This is a genomic window from Pedobacter miscanthi, assembly GCF_032678605.1.
GTDB lineage: Bacteria > Bacteroidota > Bacteroidia > Sphingobacteriales > Sphingobacteriaceae > Pedobacter > Pedobacter miscanthi_A.
On record NZ_JAVTSU010000002.1, the window covers coordinates 269,488 to 288,092 of the forward strand.

17 protein-coding genes are annotated in these 18,605 nt (G+C 43.0%); 15 read left to right on the top strand and 2 right to left on the bottom strand.

Annotated features, from left to right (window positions below; all coding sequences use genetic code 11):
* Positions 1-299: 299 nt before the first annotated feature.
* The 9 genes from R2R28_RS03995 to R2R28_RS04035 are packed head-to-tail and all read left to right on the top strand — an operon-like array spanning position 300 to position 13,485.
* Complete coding sequence (locus R2R28_RS03995) at positions 300-3,410, top strand: TonB-dependent receptor (RefSeq protein ID WP_316824416.1); 3,111 nt, start codon at positions 300-302, stop codon at positions 3,408-3,410.
* Between the two features lie 13 nt (positions 3,411-3,423).
* Complete coding sequence (locus R2R28_RS04000) at positions 3,424-4,785, top strand: RagB/SusD family nutrient uptake outer membrane protein (protein WP_316824417.1); 1,362 nt, start codon at positions 3,424-3,426, stop codon at positions 4,783-4,785.
* Positions 4,786-4,795: 10 nt separating this feature from the next.
* Positions 4,796-5,725, top strand: coding sequence for a cyanophycinase (locus tag R2R28_RS04005; RefSeq protein ID WP_316824418.1), 930 nt, complete (start codon positions 4,796-4,798; stop codon positions 5,723-5,725).
* A gap of 17 nt (positions 5,726-5,742) precedes the next feature.
* Complete coding sequence (locus tag R2R28_RS04010; RefSeq protein ID WP_316824419.1) at positions 5,743-7,074, top strand: DoxX family protein; 1,332 nt, start codon at positions 5,743-5,745, stop codon at positions 7,072-7,074.
* Positions 7,075-7,088: 14 nt separating this feature from the next.
* Positions 7,089-8,792 (top strand): hypothetical protein, encoded by a 1,704-nt coding sequence (locus R2R28_RS04015; RefSeq protein WP_316824420.1) that lies wholly within the window; start codon positions 7,089-7,091, stop codon positions 8,790-8,792.
* 4 nt (positions 8,793-8,796) lie between these two features.
* The gene (locus R2R28_RS04020) at positions 8,797-9,396 is read left to right on the top strand and encodes a cytochrome c (RefSeq protein WP_316824421.1); all 600 of its coding nucleotides are present in this window, start codon (positions 8,797-8,799) and stop codon (positions 9,394-9,396) included.
* Positions 9,396-10,649, top strand: a complete 1,254-nt coding sequence (gene soxC, locus R2R28_RS04025) for a sulfite dehydrogenase (protein WP_316824422.1) — start codon at positions 9,396-9,398, stop codon at positions 10,647-10,649. Before R2R28_RS04020 ends, soxC begins: the two co-directional genes overlap by 1 nt.
* A gap of 4 nt (positions 10,650-10,653) precedes the next feature.
* Entirely contained in the window at positions 10,654-12,096 is a 1,443-nt protein-coding gene (locus R2R28_RS04030) for an NAD(P)/FAD-dependent oxidoreductase (protein ID WP_316824423.1), read from the top strand.
* A gap of 15 nt (positions 12,097-12,111) precedes the next feature.
* Complete coding sequence (locus tag R2R28_RS04035) at positions 12,112-13,485, top strand: YeiH family protein (RefSeq protein WP_316824424.1); 1,374 nt, start codon at positions 12,112-12,114, stop codon at positions 13,483-13,485.
* 55 nt (positions 13,486-13,540) lie between these two features.
* Here the strand turns inward: R2R28_RS04035 and R2R28_RS04040 are convergent, their stop codons facing one another.
* A complete protein-coding gene (locus tag R2R28_RS04040; RefSeq protein ID WP_316824425.1) occupies positions 13,541-13,903 on the bottom strand; it encodes a SnoaL-like domain-containing protein in 363 nt (120 codons plus the stop codon).
* A 389-nt stretch (positions 13,904-14,292) separates the two neighbouring features.
* Here R2R28_RS04040 and R2R28_RS04045 point away from each other — a divergent pair, with 389 nt between their 5' ends.
* The 6 genes from R2R28_RS04045 to R2R28_RS04070 all read left to right on the top strand — a co-directional run bounded on the left by R2R28_RS04045 (position 14,293) and on the right by R2R28_RS04070 (position 17,862).
* Positions 14,293-14,616 (top strand): ArsR/SmtB family transcription factor, encoded by a 324-nt coding sequence (locus R2R28_RS04045; protein ID WP_025142012.1) that lies wholly within the window; start codon positions 14,293-14,295, stop codon positions 14,614-14,616.
* A gap of 5 nt (positions 14,617-14,621) precedes the next feature.
* Positions 14,622-15,089, top strand: a complete 468-nt coding sequence (locus tag R2R28_RS04050) for an SRPBCC domain-containing protein (RefSeq protein ID WP_316824426.1) — start codon at positions 14,622-14,624, stop codon at positions 15,087-15,089.
* A gap of 6 nt (positions 15,090-15,095) precedes the next feature.
* A complete protein-coding gene (locus R2R28_RS04055) occupies positions 15,096-15,482 on the top strand; it encodes a DoxX family protein (protein WP_316824427.1) in 387 nt (128 codons plus the stop codon).
* A 1-nt stretch (position 15,483) separates the two neighbouring features.
* Positions 15,484-16,065 carry a YdeI/OmpD-associated family protein gene (locus R2R28_RS04060; RefSeq protein WP_316824428.1) on the top strand — a complete coding sequence of 194 codons (582 nt, stop codon included), beginning with the start codon at positions 15,484-15,486 and terminating at the stop codon, positions 16,063-16,065.
* 355 nt (positions 16,066-16,420) lie between these two features.
* Positions 16,421-16,918, top strand: a complete 498-nt coding sequence (locus tag R2R28_RS04065) for a hypothetical protein (RefSeq protein ID WP_316824429.1) — start codon at positions 16,421-16,423, stop codon at positions 16,916-16,918.
* 374 nt (positions 16,919-17,292) lie between these two features.
* On the top strand, positions 17,293-17,862 hold the full coding sequence (locus R2R28_RS04070) for a DUF4256 domain-containing protein (protein WP_316824430.1): 570 nt from the start codon (positions 17,293-17,295) through the stop codon (positions 17,860-17,862).
* Between the two features lie 3 nt (positions 17,863-17,865).
* Here the strand turns inward: R2R28_RS04070 and R2R28_RS04075 are convergent, their stop codons facing one another.
* Entirely contained in the window at positions 17,866-18,366 is a 501-nt protein-coding gene (locus R2R28_RS04075; RefSeq protein ID WP_316824431.1) for a GNAT family N-acetyltransferase, read from the bottom strand.
* Positions 18,367-18,605: the final 239 nt, after the last annotated feature.

Sequence of the window (18,605 nt, forward strand, 5' to 3'; positions counted from 1 at the left end):
AAACATCCTCTATCTCTGATATTAATCTTAAGCGCTCAGTTTTAAATATCTATTTCCATGGGAATATGTGCTGTTGTTGATTTTGATTTTCTACGAAAAGTTATGGGTTAATACCTATGGCGCTTTAAAGCCTGACCACCAATCCCTCTTAAATATGTGTTAAAATTATTGCAAAAAAAGAACCGGCAAGGAAGCCTCGCCGGTTACCATGGAATATCAGTTCTGTAACGCCAATCACGCACTGATACCCATCCAGCCTTATCCAATGAATTGAATCATTAATATAAAACCCGTTAAATATGGAAATATTTCTCCATAAGAAAAAACCATTCTTATTGGCTTGCCTTGTTTTGCTCCTCAGTGTGCTGGCCGTACCCCTCAAAATTTTTGCCCAGGTTGAGCCGCCACCGCTCATTAATTCCAAATTGGCAGGTACAGTAATCGACTCCCTGACCAAACAGCCATTGCCTGGCGTTGTAGTCCGCATTAAAGGCGTTACGCACGTAGTTTCGACCGATGGTGATGGCAAATTTGTTTTTGTAACCGGTCAAAAATTACCTTACACTTTAATTTTAAGCTCTGTAGGGTACCAAACTAAAGAAATTGTAGTGGGTACCAGTCCGGTTATTATCCGTTTAAAAGAAATAAACAGTCAGTTAAACGATGTTGTGGTAGTGGGTTATGGCACCCAGACCAGAAAATCGCTAACCGGTTCGGTTTCTACCATTGCGGTTGATGAAGTAAGGGCTAAACCAACTGCTACCTTTGCCGAGCAGCTCCAGGGTAAAGCCCCGGGGTTGCAGGTAAGTACTTCTACAGGTGTTCCAGGCGATGGGATGTTTATCCGCATCCGTGGTACAACTTCGATCAACGCCAGTAACGATCCCTTATATGTAATTGATGGTGTTTATGTGAACAGCGGATCGCTACAAAAACTGACTACCCAAGGACAGGCCAACAATCCCTTATCAGACATTAGTCCGGATGATATTGAAAGCGTTACTGTTTTAAAAGATGCCGATGCAACGGCTATTTATGGTGCGCGTGCGGCCAACGGAGTTATCCTCATCACTACCAAACGCGGAAAATACAATACTGCACCCAAAGTAAGTTTAAGTGCTTACGTAGGTGTGGCAAATGCGCCGAAATTGTGGGATCTGGTAACCGGACCGCAACATGCCGAACTGATTAACGAATTTTACCGCAATTCAAATGCTGATGCCATCGCCATTGCAGCTGCGGGTGGAACCACTCCGGTTACCACTTACAGGTTTCAGCCGTTTAGGGCTTTAACCGATAATCCTACCGCTTCGCCAGCACCACGGGGTTTGCCACAGGATCAGAATACCTATGATCGTTTAAATAAAGCTTTCCGAACCGGACTGTTGCAAAACTATGATCTTTCTGTTTCAGGCGGTAACGATAAAACCACTTATTATATCGGCGGTGGTTTAAACAAGCAGGAAGCGACCCTTAAAACAAATGATTTTAGAAGGGGAAGTTTTAAACTCAACCTCGATCAGAAAATCAACGATTATGTAAAAATCGGGACCAGCAATATCCTTACCCAAACTTACCGCACCAATGCCCGTGTAGGTGACGGACCACAGGGTGGGATTTTACAGTCGGCTTTACACACCCCTACTTATCTGCCAGAGGTAAATGCCGATGGAACTCCCGGTAAATGGGCAGGTTTTGATAACCTCGATGTACTGCTGAACAACACCAATATGAACAGCACCAGTAACAGGCTGATCAGTAACTTGTACGGTGAAGTAAACATTACCAAAGATTTAACCTTTAAAACCAGTTGGAGTGTTGATTATAACCAGTACAACGAATTCCAGTACTGGAACAGTTTAACCAACCTGGGGATTGCGAACAAAAACCTCGGTACCTCAAGTGTAAGTAATAACACCATCTGGACGAATGAACAGACCTTAAATTATAACCACGTTACCGGTAAACATAGTTTTGGTGCTTTAATCGGTAATTCCTTGCAGGGATCGGTATCTAACCAAACCCTAGCGCAGGGTACCAATTTCCCGAATGATTCGTTCCAGCAGATTGCCTCGGCAGCAACGACCACTTCATCTGCCTCAGAATCAAAATATACGTTATCATCGTTTTTTGCCCGTGTAAATTATAACTATGGTGGGAAATATTATGCGGTATTCAGTGTCCGTGCCGATGGTTCTTCACGTTTTGGTGCCAACCACCAATGGGGATATTTCCCTTCGGCAGGTTTGGCGTGGCGTGTTAAACAAGAAAATTTCTTAAAAGATGTTGCCGTAATTTCAGACTTAAAACTCCGCGGAAGTATCGGCGTAACCGGAAACCAGAACGGAATCAACGATTTTGCTTCGCGCGGTTTATGGGGCGCTGGAGCCAATTATCTGAACAGCCCGGGTACAGTGCCTTCGCAATTGGCCAATCCTGATCTGAAATGGGAAAGTACCCGTCAGGCCAATATCGGTTTCGATTTAAGTTTCTTTAAAGACCGGTTGACTTTAAGCGGTGATGTTTACGATAAATATACCAGCAACCTGTTGCTTAACCTGCCTTTGGCTTCGAGTAAAGGATTTTCTTCTATCCTCACCAATGCTGGTGAAATGAGCAATAAAGGTTTGGAGCTGAACATCAGCAGCGTTAACCTCGACGGTGCGTTTAAATGGAGTACCAATTTCAATATTTCGCGCAACATCAATAAAATAGAGAAACTGCCTACCCCTGTGGTTGCCGCTTATGCTGCCGAACGTATGGTTCAGGGCCAATCTATGTATACTTTTTATGTGTATAATCAACTTTACGTTGATCCGCAGACAGGAAACGCCGTGTACGAAGATGCCGACAAAAATGGCGTAATCAATGCGAATGATATTGTTCCGGTAGGTAATGCGCTGCCGAAATTTAACGGTGGTTTAACCAATAACTTAAGTTATAAAGGTTTCGATTTATCGGTATTTTTCAATTTTGTTTATGGCAACAAAGTTTATAACAACAACAATTATTTTCTTGAAGGTGGCGGTACCCGCGATGCCAACAGGGCCATGGATGTATACCAGTTAGACCGCTGGCAAAAACCGGGCGACATTACCAATATGCCAAGGTTAACCGCTTACGGACAGAATTATACCTTGAGTCCAACCAGCCGTAACATTGAGGATGGATCTTTCCTTCGCCTGAGCAATGTAACCCTTGGTTATAACCTGCCGAAAGACTTTATCAAAAAAGCCAGAATGGCTTCGGTAAGGATCTACGCAAGTGGTTCGAACCTTTGGTTATGGACTAAATATAAAGGTCCGGATCCGGAAATCAATGTGTCATCATCGGCCACTGTATTGGGTTACGATTTAGGCACGCCACCGGTGCCACGTACTTTCCAGATAGGTGCAAACATTACTTTTTAAACCGAAATCAATCATGAAAAAAGTTATATACATATTCGCGGTTATATTCCTGTTTACTTCCTGCAAAAAATTTCTGGAGGTACAGCCCCAGTTGCAGGTAGATCAGGATCAGGCCATCATCAATGCCGGTAGTGCAGCTACTGCGGCCAATGGTTTATTTAACCTTTTGGCGGCCAACAGTTATTATGGCTCAAACTTTCCTGCACTTTCTTATCTATCTGCAGGAGATATCCAATGGTCGGGCTCACAGTCTGATCCCAACGAAATTACCAAACACCTTACTTCTGCCACCAACGGTTACGTACAATCGGCATGGACAGCGATCTATAGAACCATTTTGCAGGCCAATTATATCCTCGATAGGGTTCCGGCGGTTAGCGATCCACTGCTTACCACAACCCTGAAAAACCAATACCTTGGCGAAGCTTATTTTGTACGTGCACTGGCATATTTCGACCTTGCACGTGGTTGGGGAGGTGTACAGCTGGTTCTGAAACCCACCAATATCCCTTCAGATAATAGCGATATCCCACGCAGCAGCCTGGCCGATACCTATGCACAGGTATTAAAAGATTTAAATGCTGCCGAAACCCTTGTACCCGCGGCGGTAAACCGTAACCGGGTAAGTTTACGTACGATACAAGCATTAAAAGCGAGGTTTTACCTCTATCAGAAAAACTGGGCACTAGCCGAGCAATTTGCCTCATTGGTAATTGGCGATAACAAAAATTATTACCTCGTAACACCTTACAGTGCATTTTTTGCAGATAATGCTGTAAGCACCGGCGAATCGGTGCTCGAACTGGCTTATACTACCTCAAACACCAACGGACACAGCAACTGGTGGTTACCACCAGCTTTGGGCGGACGCAGAGAATGGTCGCCGAATGATGCTTTGGTTGCCTTGTTAAATAACCCGGCCGTTGGCGGTAACCGCAATACTTTGATTGCGCAAACAGCGCCTCCTGGCAATTTATGGTATGGCAAATTGTATTATCGCAATCCATTGGGTACTGATCCGGCTTATGTAATCCGTATGCCCGAATTATACTTTATCCGTTCTGAGGCAAGGGCGCAACAGGGCAATCTGATCGGTGTAAACAGTGCACAAACAGATTTAAACCTGGTACGTGGCCGTGCGGGTCTTGGGGCCACCACTGCGACTACCTTAAGCGAGATTTTGTTAGCCATTGAAAAAGAACGTCAGGTAGAATTTGCTTTCGAAGCTGACCGTTGGTTCAATTTGGTACGTACAGATCGTGCACAAACCGTGCTGGGCCTGCCCGATAAACACCTTTATCTTTTCCCTATTCCTTATAACGAAACATTGGTTGATCCGCAATTGGCGGGAGCTAACCGTAATCCAGGTTATTAAAATATTGATTATGAAAAAACTTAGCATTTTTCTTCTGGCCCTAACTGCATTCGGTTATTCGGCCTTTGCCCAATCTTCACCAATCACCGTAAAAAAATCTGATACCAGGCACGGCCCCGAAAAAGGTAGTCTGTTGATTATTGGTGGTAATGTGGGTTCGCAACGCGATATCTGGGAGAAATTTACCGAACTGGCCGGAGGGAAAGATAAAGCCGTGTTGGTGGTGGTTACCACCGCTTCGGGCGATTCGGCAGCCTATGATAAAAAAGGGGTGGAGGAAGTAAAACGCCAGACAGGCATTAAAAACGTAACCCTTTTCCATACCAGCGATTTTAAGGAAGCCAATAGCGAAAAGTTTATAGCCCCTTTAAAAAATGCAACAGCCGTTTATTTTGAAGGTGGGCGCCAATGGCGCATTGCCGATTCTTACCTTAACACCCTTACCCATCAGGCTTTTATTGATGTGCTGAATAGGGGTGGCGTAATTGCAGGCAGCTCGGCCGGGGCAAGTATTATCGGTTCTTTTTTGTGGAGGGGTGATACCAAAGGTGCACAGATCTTGGTCGGCGATCATATACAGGGTTTGGGGTTTCTTAAAAATTCGGCTATTGATCAGCATTTATTGGTGCGTAACCGCCAGTTCGATCTGGTCGATTTTATCCGCAAAGCACCTGATTTAATCGGTATTGGCCTGAACGAGGCAACTGCCATTTTGGTGCAGCGCGATACCCTTCAGGTGCTCGGACATTCTTTTGTGGCGATTTACGATTACAATACCATCGTAAACAACAGCGAAAAACATGTGGTAAACAACCGTGAAGATTTTGCGGCTTCGAACGGGCCTTTTTTCTTTCTGGGTGCTGGTCAGAAATACGACCTGGCCAAAAGACAGGTAATTAAAGAGCCACGCAAAGCGGGCAAGGCAGATGACTACCAATAACCTTAAAAAATAAAGCAATGAGTAGTACACACATACCATCGCCACCTGTATGGACAGATAGGGGAAAGCTGATATTCAGGTTCTTTTTCCTCTTTTTTATCCTTCAGGCCATTCCTTTAAGTATCGATTTTTTTAAAATTGTTTTTGGATTTAACTGGCTGCACATCAGCTATGGCGATATTTTTAACCTTACCCGTTTATCCGCAAAATTTCTGCCTGGTGCCGATAGTTTTATCAATTGGATCATCGTAGCGGTAATTGCACTGCTTGGTGCCGCAGCCTGGGAAAGATCGAAATATAAAAATATAGATTACGACCAGTTTTATTACTGGTTAAGGGTAGCGGTGCGTTACCGTTTGGCCATTGGCATTATCGGTTACGGGTTTATCAAATTTTTCCCTTTGCAGGCGCCTTTTCCATCTATCAGTAATTTAAATACCAGTTATGGCGATTTTACCGACTGGAAAATATTTTCGATGAGTTTGGGTATTGTACCTTCTTACGAAGCATTTTTGGGCGCTATCGAAATCCTCGCAGGTTTATTATTGTTATCCCGCAAAACAGCAACCATCGGGGCAGCCATTATCCTGGTATTTACCGGAAACGTGTTTATTTCCAACCTGGCTTATGAAGGTGGTGAGTTTGTATATGCCACATACCTGATTACTTTCGCGCTTTTCGTATTGTGGTTTGATGCACAGCGGATTTATAACCTGGTTTCGCTCGAGCGGCCGACCGCGCCCAACAGTTTTAAACCACATTTTACTGGGAAAACCAAAACCCTGCGTTTAGTGCTTAAAACACTCGTAATTTTCTTTTTTGTTTTCCTGTATGGTTTTAAAACCTACTCCGGTTTCCATCACGATCCTTACCAGTTTCCGCGGACTAAAGGTTTGGCAAAAACTGCCGGGATTTACAATGTAAGCGAGTTCAAAATCAATGGCCGTGTATTGCCTTATGCTGCCGCAGATTCCATCCGCTGGAAAGATGTAGTGTTCGAGAAATGGGCCACCATCAGTGTACGTTCCGATCGGAAGGTAATTGTTGATTCTGCAAATTATGAACAGGTATTTAAAAATGATAAAGACCGCGATTATGAACTGGCGGGTACCGCAGGAAGGCATTATTACAGTTATACGGTCGATTCGGTGAATCATGTACTATTGTTAGATAATAAAAACCCGCACTATAAAGGAGAACAATTGCGGTTAAATTATAACCGCCCTGATAGTGCTACGGTGATCCTTTCGGGTACCAATCAGCACCGCGATTCGATTTACGTGGTACTGAACAAAATCGATAAAAAATATCCATTAAAGCTTAGCCGCCGCAAAGCACTTAAACTATAAAAAAGCTTAATGTTATGTCTGAAATAAAACAACAGGATATAGAAAATGGCGTAACGGCGCAACAGGCCGAAGCTAAAAAACCATGGTCGTGGCAAAAGAAATTTGGCTTCCGCGTGCTGTTTATTTTCTTCCTCGCCATGTCTATCCCTTTTTCGGCCAATTGGTATAAAAATGTTTTTACCTTAGATTGGTCGCGACCGCATTACCGCGATCTTTACGATATCGCCCGTTTCCAGCCCAGCTTTTTATCACTTTTTGGCGGACAGCGATCGCGTGATATTACCGATTCGCCATCGGGTGATGAAACTACCAAAAAAGGTGGTACTAAAAAGAATAAAGCAGAAAATGGAGGTATAAAAAAAGCTGAAACCAAAAACGAAAATGGTGCAGCTTTACCTCCAAAAAGAAGTTTCCTCGCTGATTATGCAGATTGGGGTATCGCACTGTTATTTGCCCTCATTGTTGCATTAGTGTGGACAGCCTTCGATCGCAAGCGTAAATCTTATCATATTCTTTATTACTGGATCAGGGTGGTGGTGCGTTACCGCGCCGGGATCGGGATTATCGGCTTCGGTTTTACCAAACTTTTTCCTACGCAGATGCCTTATCCGTCATTGGGCTTGCTCAACAGTAATTTTGGCGATTTTACCACTCAAAAAATATACTGGCTTTCAGTAGGTGTGGTGCCCTGGTACCAGGTTTTCGGTGGCGTGATAGAACTGGTTGCCGGTGGCATGCTTTTCTTCCGGAAAACCAGCACTTTTGGGGCTATACTTTTAGCGGCTGCGCTAGGCGATATCACTTTCGTTAACTATGCCTACGATGGTGGTGTACATGTATATGCGTTTTATTTTGTGCTGCTGGGGCTGTTTATCGCTGCAGATGATTTCCCTAAATTATATAACCTGCTTATTCTCGAACGTTATACCGTACCGTTCAGGATTTATCCCGATTTTAGCAAGCCCTGGCTTAAATACAGCCGCATTACCCTAAAAGTGCTTACTTTTGTGATCTTTTTCGGGGTGCTCACCTATACCGAAGTCATCAATTTTAAATACGATCCCTATAAACAGCCTGCAACCGCCGGCGTTAAAAAACTAAGGGGAAATTACCGCGTAAGTGAATTTAAAATCAACGGAGAAGTGATTCCGTTTAACCCCCTCGATTCTACCCGATGGCAGGAAGCCACTTTCGAAAACTGGACAACTTTAACCTTCAAAATCAACCGTCCGGTATTGATTGATCCATCAAATGGTGGCGGTAGCCCAATGCGCGATATCCAGCGTACTTTCGAAATTAGCGGTGTTGCCGGGGGGCAAAGGGCATTTCATTATTATGCCGATACCGTAGATAAAGTGCTTTACCTGCAGGATAAAAATGTGATGGCTTTAAGGGGCGGACGTAAAGGAGCCGATAAGGCCAAAGAAGCTAAGCCAAAAGAAGATAACTGGATCAGTAAAACGGCATGGCAGCATATCGGCGATGAAAATAAAATGATCGATAAAGCAGCCTGGTCTACCCGCAGGGACCGCGAATTTGCGGAAAAGCCAAGAGAAGTAAAACGCCATCGTATGGTACTGAAATACGATACCACAGATGGTTCGAGGGTTATCCTTTCGGGTATCAATGAGCGAAAAGATTCTATTTATGTGGTGCTCGATCGTTATGACCGACCATATGTATTGCCAAAAAGCACTTTGAGCGCAGGTAAATATTAATGCAATGAACAAAAAAACGGTACTCATACTCGCCTGTCCTGTAATGTTATTATTGATGTCGCTAAAAACGGCATTTGTACCCATTCAGGTTCAATTGCCACTGACTGATAGCTTAAAGCGGCCGGCTAAATTTGGTTTTGGCCGGCCAGCTACCGCTCAGGAAATTGCGGTTTGGGATATCGACGTTCGTCCCGATGGGAAAGGTTTGCCGGCAGGCCAAGGTGATGTGAAAAAAGGAAGGGTACTATACGCTCAAAAATGTGCAATGTGCCATGGGGTTGATGGTACCGAAAAACCCGGCTTAAAACTCCCTGGAAATGCTTTGGTAGGCGATACCTCAGCCACCAGCAAACCCAAAACCATTGGCAATTACTGGCCTTATGCCACTACCTTGTTCGATTATATGCGTCGTGCCATGCCCTATAATCTTCCAGGCTCTTTAAGTAACGATGAAGTTTACAGCATAACAGCCTATCTGCTCAATGCCAACAAAATTATCAAAGCAGATGTGGTGCTTGATGCCAAAAACCTACACAAAGTGGTAATGCCAGCTAAAAAACTGTTTATTATGGACGATCGTAAAGGAGGCCCTGAAATAAAATAATGGAAAAGAGCGACAACAAAGATCAGAAAATAGCCACGGGCAAAATCAGCAGGCGGACTTTATTGGGTGGCGTAATTGCTGCGGCAGTTTTACCTGTACATTCTTTATTTGCTGATGAAATACCGACTGAAACGCCGGTTATCCCGGAAATTACAGACGATCCGACCAAAATTGTTGGCCCCGGACCAAGTCCGCTGGGTAAACGTTCGCCATTTGAGCAACCCGTACGCAAAGCTTCCGATATTTCCTCCCGTACACCTTTGCAGGATATGTACAGCACCATTACGCCCGCAGATTTACATTTTGAACGTCATCATGCAGGTATTCCAACCATCGATCCGGCAACACACGAACTGCTGATCCATGGTTTGGTCGAAAATCCGATGAAATTTACCCTTGCCGACATTAAAAGGTTTCCATCCGTTACCCGTACCTGTTTTATCGAATGTGCGGGTAATTTTCGGACAGGCAAAGCAGAAATGACCCCGCAGGATATCCTGGGGCTCACCAGCCAGAGCGAGTGGACAGGGGTAATGCTTTCCACTATATTTAACGAAGTAGGCATCAGCGATAAAGCCAAATGGTTTTTGGCCGAAGGTTCGGATGCTGCGGTGATGACCCGTACCATCCCAATCGCAAAAGCCTGGGATGATGCCATGATTGTTTACGCACAGAACGGCGAAGCCATACGGCCCGAGCAGGGTTACCCCATCAGGTTACTTTTGCCCGGTTTTGAAGGCAATATGAATATCAAATGGTTAAGGCGGATTGAACTTTCGGAAGAACCTTACATGACCAGGGAAGAAACGTCAAAATATACTTACCCTATAAAAGATAAAATCAGAATGTTTAGCTTTGAGTTGGATGCGCGTTCGATCATCACCTATCCATCCTATCCTCAAAAGGTAAATAAAGGTTGGGTAGAAATACGTGGAATCGCCTGGAGTGGCAGAGGAAAGGTAGAAAAAGTAGAAGTAAGCACCGATGCCGGCAAAACCTGGCAACTGGCTAATTTACAGGAGCCTGTGTTGAGTAAGGCACATACTTATTTCAGGTATTTGTGGGATTGGAAGGGCGAGGCTACTGAAATATTAAGTCGCGTGACTGACGAAACCGGCTATTTACAACCAACTTTGGCACAATTGGTAGAAGCCCGTGGCGTAAACCTGGGTGGGTACCACATGAACCCCATTACAGCATGGCAGATTAAAAATGATGGAAGCGTTTTATTTAAACCGGAAACAATAAAATAACCAGATGAAATTAGAAAAACGGGATTATGATGCAATTGTAGTAGGATCGGGGCCAAATGGCCTGGCTGCGGCCATCCTTTTGCAGCAACAGGGACTCTCCGTTTTAATTATAGAAGGTAAGGACGTAATTGGTGGCGGGTTGAGTTCTGCTGAACTCACTTTACCTGGTTTTACGCATGATGTATGTTCGGCGATCCACCCGATGGCACTGGCCTCGCCATTTTTTAAAACCCTGCCTTTGGCCGATTTTGGATTGGAATACCTGCAGCCCGTTTTGGCCGCGGCGCATCCTTTTGATGATGGTACTGCCGCGATATTAGATCATTCCATCCAAAAAACAGCTGATTATTTAGGTAGCGATGCCAAAACCTATACTTCCTTAATGGAGAATATCACGGCTACCTGGCCACTGATTGATGAAGATGCTTTAGGGCCATTACATTTCCCCAAACATCCATTGGCCATGGCGGGTTTTGGCCTAAAAGCATTGAGCAGTGCCACAGGTTTTGTTAAACGTTTTAAAGGACAACATGCCCGTGGACTTTTTGGCGGAATGGCTGCGCATGCCATACAACCGCTAAGCAATTTAAGCACCACAGCCATTGGTTTGGTATTAATGGCCACCGGGCACCTTAAAGGCTGGCCGATACCCAAAGGCGGATCAAAATTTATTGCAGAAGCCTTGGCGGGTTATTTTAAATCGCTGGGTGGAAAAATCGAAACAGGAACCTTTGTTAGTTCATTAGGTCAGTTGCCTTCTGCCCATGCCGTGCTTTTTGATGTAACCCCGAAACAATTATTGCAGATCGCAGGGCATAAATTCTCCAATATTTACAAATGGCAACTCGAACGTTACCGTTATGGTATGGGCGTTTTTAAGGTAGATTGGGCTTTAGATGGCCCGATTCCATTTACCGCTGAAGAATGCAAAGGAGCTGGTACGATACATTTGGGCAATACTTTCGAAGAGATAGCGGCAGGCGAATTGATGACCAGTAAAGGCCAGCAGGCAGAAAAACCTTTTGTGCTTTTGGCACAGCAGAGTTTATTCGATCCTTCGCGTGCACCTGAAGGGAAGCAAACGGCCTGGGCCTACTGCCATGTTCCCAATGGATCAAAACAGGATATGACCAACATTATCGAAAATCAGGTGGAACGTTTTGCCCCTGGCTTTAAAGATAGAATTATCGCCAAACACACCATGAATACCGAACAAATGGAAGCGCATAACCGAAACTATATTGGAGGGGATATTAACGGAGGGATATTGGATCTCGGACAATTATTTACCCGTCCGGCCTTAAGGTGGTCGCCATATAAAACCTCTGCCAAAGGATTGTACATCTGCTCGTCATCCACTCCTCCAGGAGGTGGCGTACACGGAATGTGCGGCTACAATGCCGGAAAAAGAGTATTAAAAGATATTTTCAACATAAAAATCAGATAACCACAAAGAAACACTATGTCAACACAAAACAATGCTTCAGGAACTACGGAAGCTTTAACAGATGCCGGAATCACACCTGACAAAAAAACATTTTTACAATCGCTTACCGAAGATTGGTGGGCGGTAATTTTAGGAACCATCATTATTGCAACTGTACTCTATTTAACCAATAGCGGTACAACGATTACTTTACCTGCTTATAAATGGGCTACTTCCGAAGATCTTTTTGGTAAAATCCTTTCAGGCCAGAATTTATTGCTCATTTTAGAAACCGGTGTCGTTTTTCTGGCGCTTGCATCCATAGCCATCGGCCTTTCTGGTGGTAATGTAGCCAGGTTTGCTGCAGGTTTTTCACTTATTTATTTTTTCGCGATCATTTCTTTCATTATTGGCGGCAATAAAAACGTATCTTATTTCGGACTGGAATATGTGGTTTTTGCTTTGCTGATCGGTATCCTGTTAGGTAACGTGATAAAACTACCCGATTGGTTAAAAGAAGCTGTACGGTCTGAATTTTACATAAAAACCGGTCTGGTAATCTTGGGAACCACCATTTTATCGGCCGATTTGATCAAAGCAGGTTTACCGGGCATTGTACAGGCCATTATCGTAGTTACCGCCGTTTGGTTTTTCTCCTTATGGTTAAGCCGCAAACTAAAAGTAGATGACGAATTTGGTGTAATTTTAGCCTCCGCGGTATCCATTTGCGGTGTTTCAGCAGCGATAGTTGCAGCAGGAGCCATTAATGGCGATAAACGCAAACTCTCTTACGTAACCACATTGGTGTTAATTATGGCCATCCCTATGATGGTGATCCAGCCCTGGGCGGTAAGGTATTTTCACATCCCGGAGGTAATCGGTGGTGCCTGGTTGGGCGGAACATTAGACACCACTGCCACGGTTACTGCGGCAGGTGATTTAGTCGGGCCAATTGCTGTTAAAGCCGGAGTAATAGCCAAATTCTCGCAAAATGTGTTTATCGGTGTGGCTGCATTTTTTATTGCCATTTGGTGGGCCTATAAAAAGCCAAAAGGAGAAGCTGGCGAAGTTTTACCGAAAGCTAAAAGCCCCGGACTTAAAATTGTTTGGGAGCGTTTCCCGAAATTTGTACTGGGATTTGTTGCCGCGTCGTTAATATTCTCTTTCTTATTATCACCGGCAACTGCAAAAAGTGTGGCGCCAACCCTGAACGGATTACGTACCGTTTGGTTTGCCATTGCCTTTATTTCGATCGGTATGGAAGCCAAATTTTCGTCACTCGTTAAATTGCAAGGTGGCCGACCTGCATTTACCTTTGTAACCGCACAGATTTTTAACATCTTCTGGACGCTTCTATGGTCGTATATTTTATTCGGGGGGTATTTATTCCCTATACCGGATTTTAAATAATGAAGGTCGTAATTTAATTAAAACAGCGCTTCGGAACATCCGGGGCGCTATCTTTTTATCCCATCCGATAAAAGAACTCGTCGGCAATGATTTTACCGTCCTTTACTTCGTAAACGCAGATCTCGCTCATTTTCATTCTTCCATGCTCCTTATAAGTGGCATCAATATCCATTACTAAAGAAAAGTGATGCTCGGCAACAATCGGGTCTGAAAGGGATGCACTATGGATCTCCTGCACGCTTTCTTCCCACTGTAACGTTTTGTTTTTTACCGCAGTTTTACCTTCAGTCAGTTCCATGTCAGATCCCTTCGGCTCCCTGCTCACCACGTTGTCTGCATAAAGTTCTTCAATCGCCTGATCGTTTTTGCCTTCGCGGCACAGCTGTACCAATTGGTCAGCAACTTCTTGTGTGGTCATATCATTATATTTTAGTTATCATAATTATAGACGTTTACAGCAAGCAAATTGTTTAGTACAGATGATCATGGTATTAGCATGGGAAGAGGATTCGACAAGCTATCAATGATAGATTCGAATAGGAAGGTCGTCATTGCGAGGAGAAATCCCGAATGTTCGGGAAAGCAATCTTTTATGCTAGTGATCCTTGCTAAAAAGATTGCTTCGCTGGCTGAAAAAGCCATCTCGCAATGACGATATCACGATGTTATTCATTCCCTTAAAACCATATCATTCATATTGTTTTTATACAATAAATTAACCCTCAGGATGACAATCCATCAAAAAAAACCTCAAAAATTTGCGTAGTTAAATGACTACGCTTATATTTGTAGTCAAATAGCTACATAATGAATTTAAGAAGAGATGTATTTCAGGCCATCGCCGATCCAACCCGCAGGGCCATATTGGTGTTGGTAGCCACACAATCGATGACTGCAGGTGCTATTGCGGCCAATTTTGATACTGCCCGCCCAACAGTTTCTAAACACCTGCAAATCCTTACCGAATGCGAACTGCTGGAACAGAAACAGAACGGGAGGGAAGTGCATTACCATACCAATGCAAAAAAAATGAAAGAAATAGCCGATTTTATTGAGCCTTTCCGCCAAATGTGGGATGACAGATTTAATAAACTGGAAGATATTATGAAAAATTATAAACCAACCAAATAGAACCAATGGAGCAGAAAACAAAAATTGATGCCGAAAATGGCCGGCAGGAAATTGTGATTACCAGGGAATTTGATCTTCCGGTCGAGTTGCTTTTCAAGGCTTATGTAGAACCCGAAATTGTAGCGCAGTGGATGGGGACAAAAGTATTGAAACTCGAAAATAAAAAACACGGCAGTTATGCATTCGAAACTTCGGATAATAAAGGAAACATAGCTTTTGTGGCCAGCGGTGTAATTCATGAATTTGTGACTGATGAAAAAATCACACGAACCTTCGAAATGGAAAATACACCCTTCGCGGCGCAGCTCGAGTTTTTAACTTTCGAAAAACTAACCGGTGATAGAAGCAAACTTACCATGCACGTGATATATAAATCGGTGACGTTGAGAGACCAGATTTTATCACTGCCGTTTGCCCAAGGCATTAACATGGCGCATAATCGTTTGCAGCAGATTGTAAGTTTACTAAAATAACAAATCATGACAAAGAGAAACAAAATTATCTATTGGATCACCACGGTTTGGCTTTCCTTAGGCATGCTATCTACCGGCATTGTACAGTTGTTAAAAACAAAAGAAGAAGTAGCACTTTTTACCCAATTGGGTTATCCCGTATATTTCCTCACTTTACTGGGGATCTGGAAAATTTTGGGTGTTATTGCTGTGCTTATTCCTAAATTTACTTTACTGAAAGAATGGGCTTATGCAGGTTTTTTCTTCGCCATGTCGGGCGCTGTTTTTTCGCACATTTCGGTAGCCGATCATAGCTTTTCAGCCTATTTCGGGCCGATGTTGTTGTTGGTATTAACGGTGCTTTCCTGGTATTTCAGGCCTGAAGAAAGGAAAATTGTTTCCACTAATTTATAAGATGATGAATCCAAAAGTTGATTTTTATTTTAATAAAGCCAAAAAATGGCAGGAAGCCGTAAACTTATTAAGAACAATTGCCCTTGATTGCAGTGTTACCGAAGAATTGAAATGGGGTTGTCCTTGTTACACTTTTAATAAAAACAACATCGTTTTAATACACGATTTTAAAGAATACTGCGCTTTTTTGTTCTTTAAAGGTGCTTTATTAAAGGATAAAGAAAATATATTGATTCAGCAGACAGAAAATGTACAATCGGCACGCCAAATCCGATTTACCAATGCCTTGCAGGTTGTAGAAATGAAGAGAATCTTAAAAGCTTATATTTTGGAAGCCATTGAGGTAGAAAAAGCTGGATTGAAAGTAGAACTGAAAAAAACAAAAGAATACAGCATTCCTGCAGAGTTTCAAAGTAAACTGGATCACATTCCCGATTTAAAAGTGGCATTCGAAGCCTTAACCCCTGGAAGGCAAAGGGGATACCTTTTACATTTTTCGGCACCGAAACAATCGAAGACACGAGAAGCAAGGGTTGAGAAATACATGCCAAAGATTTTGAATGGTAAAGGATTGGATGATTAGTGTTTGGGCGGTTTGTCATCCTGAGCGTAGTCGAAGGTTTTTTGCCCTACTCCCAGTCTTGCCTCGGCTCACCGCCGCCGAGGGGCTCTTTCTTTATCCTTGATGATAAAGAAACAAACAATCAAGGCTTGCATCTTTTCTTGAACTAAGCTATCGAAATTCTTATTGCGGCAATATGGAGGCCCCGATGAAAAATCGGGACTGTGTATTGCCTTGTGTTGTGGATTGTTGAGGGTTTGTGCCTGAATTTCAATGCTTATTCCGGCGAAAATCCGCTATGCCGGATATCAGGGCGCAGATAAAACCCAATGAAAAATCTATTCCTTTTCACTACATTTAATTCCAAAATCATAATATGGATACTGCATTTTACTTAGAAAAATTTCAAAAAGTAGCCGATCAGCTCGATCAAAAAGTGCTCCGTGAAAAAGAAATTGAAGTAGCTGTTGGTGTGGTATTAAATTCGGTATTTTTAAAGCTTTATAAAAAATCGTGGGCAAGTAAAGTACAAGATCCTCTAACAGCCGAATCGCGGATTTTCTTTTCCATCTGGAGCAGTGAGGCTGCAATTGAACTAGAAAAGATAAGTTATAACATTCATGCATTTAAACTGCGACATCTAAAAGGTTACGCAATACAAAGCAGACAATTTGCTGATGCTTTTAGAAATGGTTTTAAGGTTTTTGAACAGCAATGGCCAAATGTGAGTGTAAAATATGGGCCGCTAACTTTAATGGAGGGTTGGGTAAAATTAGAGCATGGTGATTTTCAAAATGAAATTATATCATTGGCTAACAACTTTTTGGCAATTGAATATTTGGTTGACGATACACTTTTGAAATTTAAAAAATAGCGTTAGGGAAGGGTTATTTAAATTAGGAAATGAGTGGTTTGTGGTTCTTGGCGGTTTTTAGTCCCGCCGTCCGCTAATTCCGCTGAAGGATCGGAACCGCTGTTGTCGGGTTTATGTACAAGGGTTTGTGCACCCTTCAACCGCAAAAATGAAACGCTGTTTTAGTGATTTAACCTAGGTTGAAGCATTACCCTGCAGCAACGAGGTATCCCAACTTTCGGGAAAGCGTAAAAGCGTAAGCCGGGAAGAAACTTAATATTTTGTACAGGCATTGCGCTCCAAATAGAAATTGACACTTTTCAAAACTGAGAAATAAAAGAAACATGGTTCTTTAAAAAGAAATATCTTCCAGAGAAACTAAATTTAATACCAATATGAGCAAAATAAATACAAAAGAACTATCAGCTAACCAGGTGCAAGAACTACTCCATACATTGAAAACCCGTTTTGAAAAAAACATGAACCGACATAAAAGCTTGGAATGGATTAAGGTAGAAGAAAGGCTGGTATCCAGACCAGAAAAGCTCCGGATACTGGATGAAATGGAAATTACCGGAGGCGAACCCGATGTAGTAGATTATGATGAGGCTACCGGCGAATATATTTTTTACGATTGCTCGGCAGAAAGTCCTAAAGGCCGCAGAAGTGTTTGTTACGATCGCGAAGGACTTGAATCGCGAAAAGAACACCAACCCGAAAACAATGCCATTGATATGGCCGCTGCAATGGGTATCGAATTGTTGACCGAAGCACAATACCGTTATTTACAACAACTCGGAAAATTCGACACCAAAACTTCAAGCTGGATTGTTACCCCAACTGCGATCAGGAAACTTGGCGGTGCTCTATTTGGCGATCGCCGTTACGACCATGTATTTATTTATCATAACGGGGCGCAATCTTATTATGCTGCAAGGGCTTTCCGCGGTTCGTTAAGGGTGTAAGAACTATAACAACTTTTCGTAACAGAAAAACCGTAACCCGGGGCGTTTGGCCAAACCAATTTCGCCGCTAAAAGTATAACCTAGTTTCGGGAAGAGCGCTTGTGTAGCTTTATTCTCACTATTGGTATCTACCCTTAAAATGTTAATACCTGTTTTTTTGGCAACTACTTCTGCCTGTTGCATTAAAGCTTTGGCAATGCCTTTGCCCTGGCAATCGGGATCTACAGCCAAACGATGTGTAACAATGGCTTTTTCGGTAATGTCCCAGCCAGCATCCGCATATTCAGGGTCCTGATCGTTGGTAATGGCCGAAACGCCAACAAGCTGATTTTCCAATATTGCCACCCATAACTGCCCGATGGTAATATCCTTGGTAAATACTTCAGGATTAGGATAGTCATCTCCCCATTGAAAATTCCCGGCGGCACGCATTAAGGGTACAACTTTCTTTACCAGTTGCATAATTTGAGGTATATCTTCTGTAACGGCTAATCTTATTGTCATGGATGCAAAGATAATAGATAGGTTTATTGATTCAGTTGTTCATCGGTCATTTGTTTGTTGGTTCATTGGTTCAATAGTCATTTGTTTATTGGTTAGCATGGTGTAGATACTTAGCGACTATCATCTGAGAACTGCCAACTGCTAATTGATTATTAGGTTAACTTTGTAAATCGTTTAATTGACCACACATGCCCAATTTCAGGCTAACCCTTCGACTCCGCTACCATTGATGTTATTTT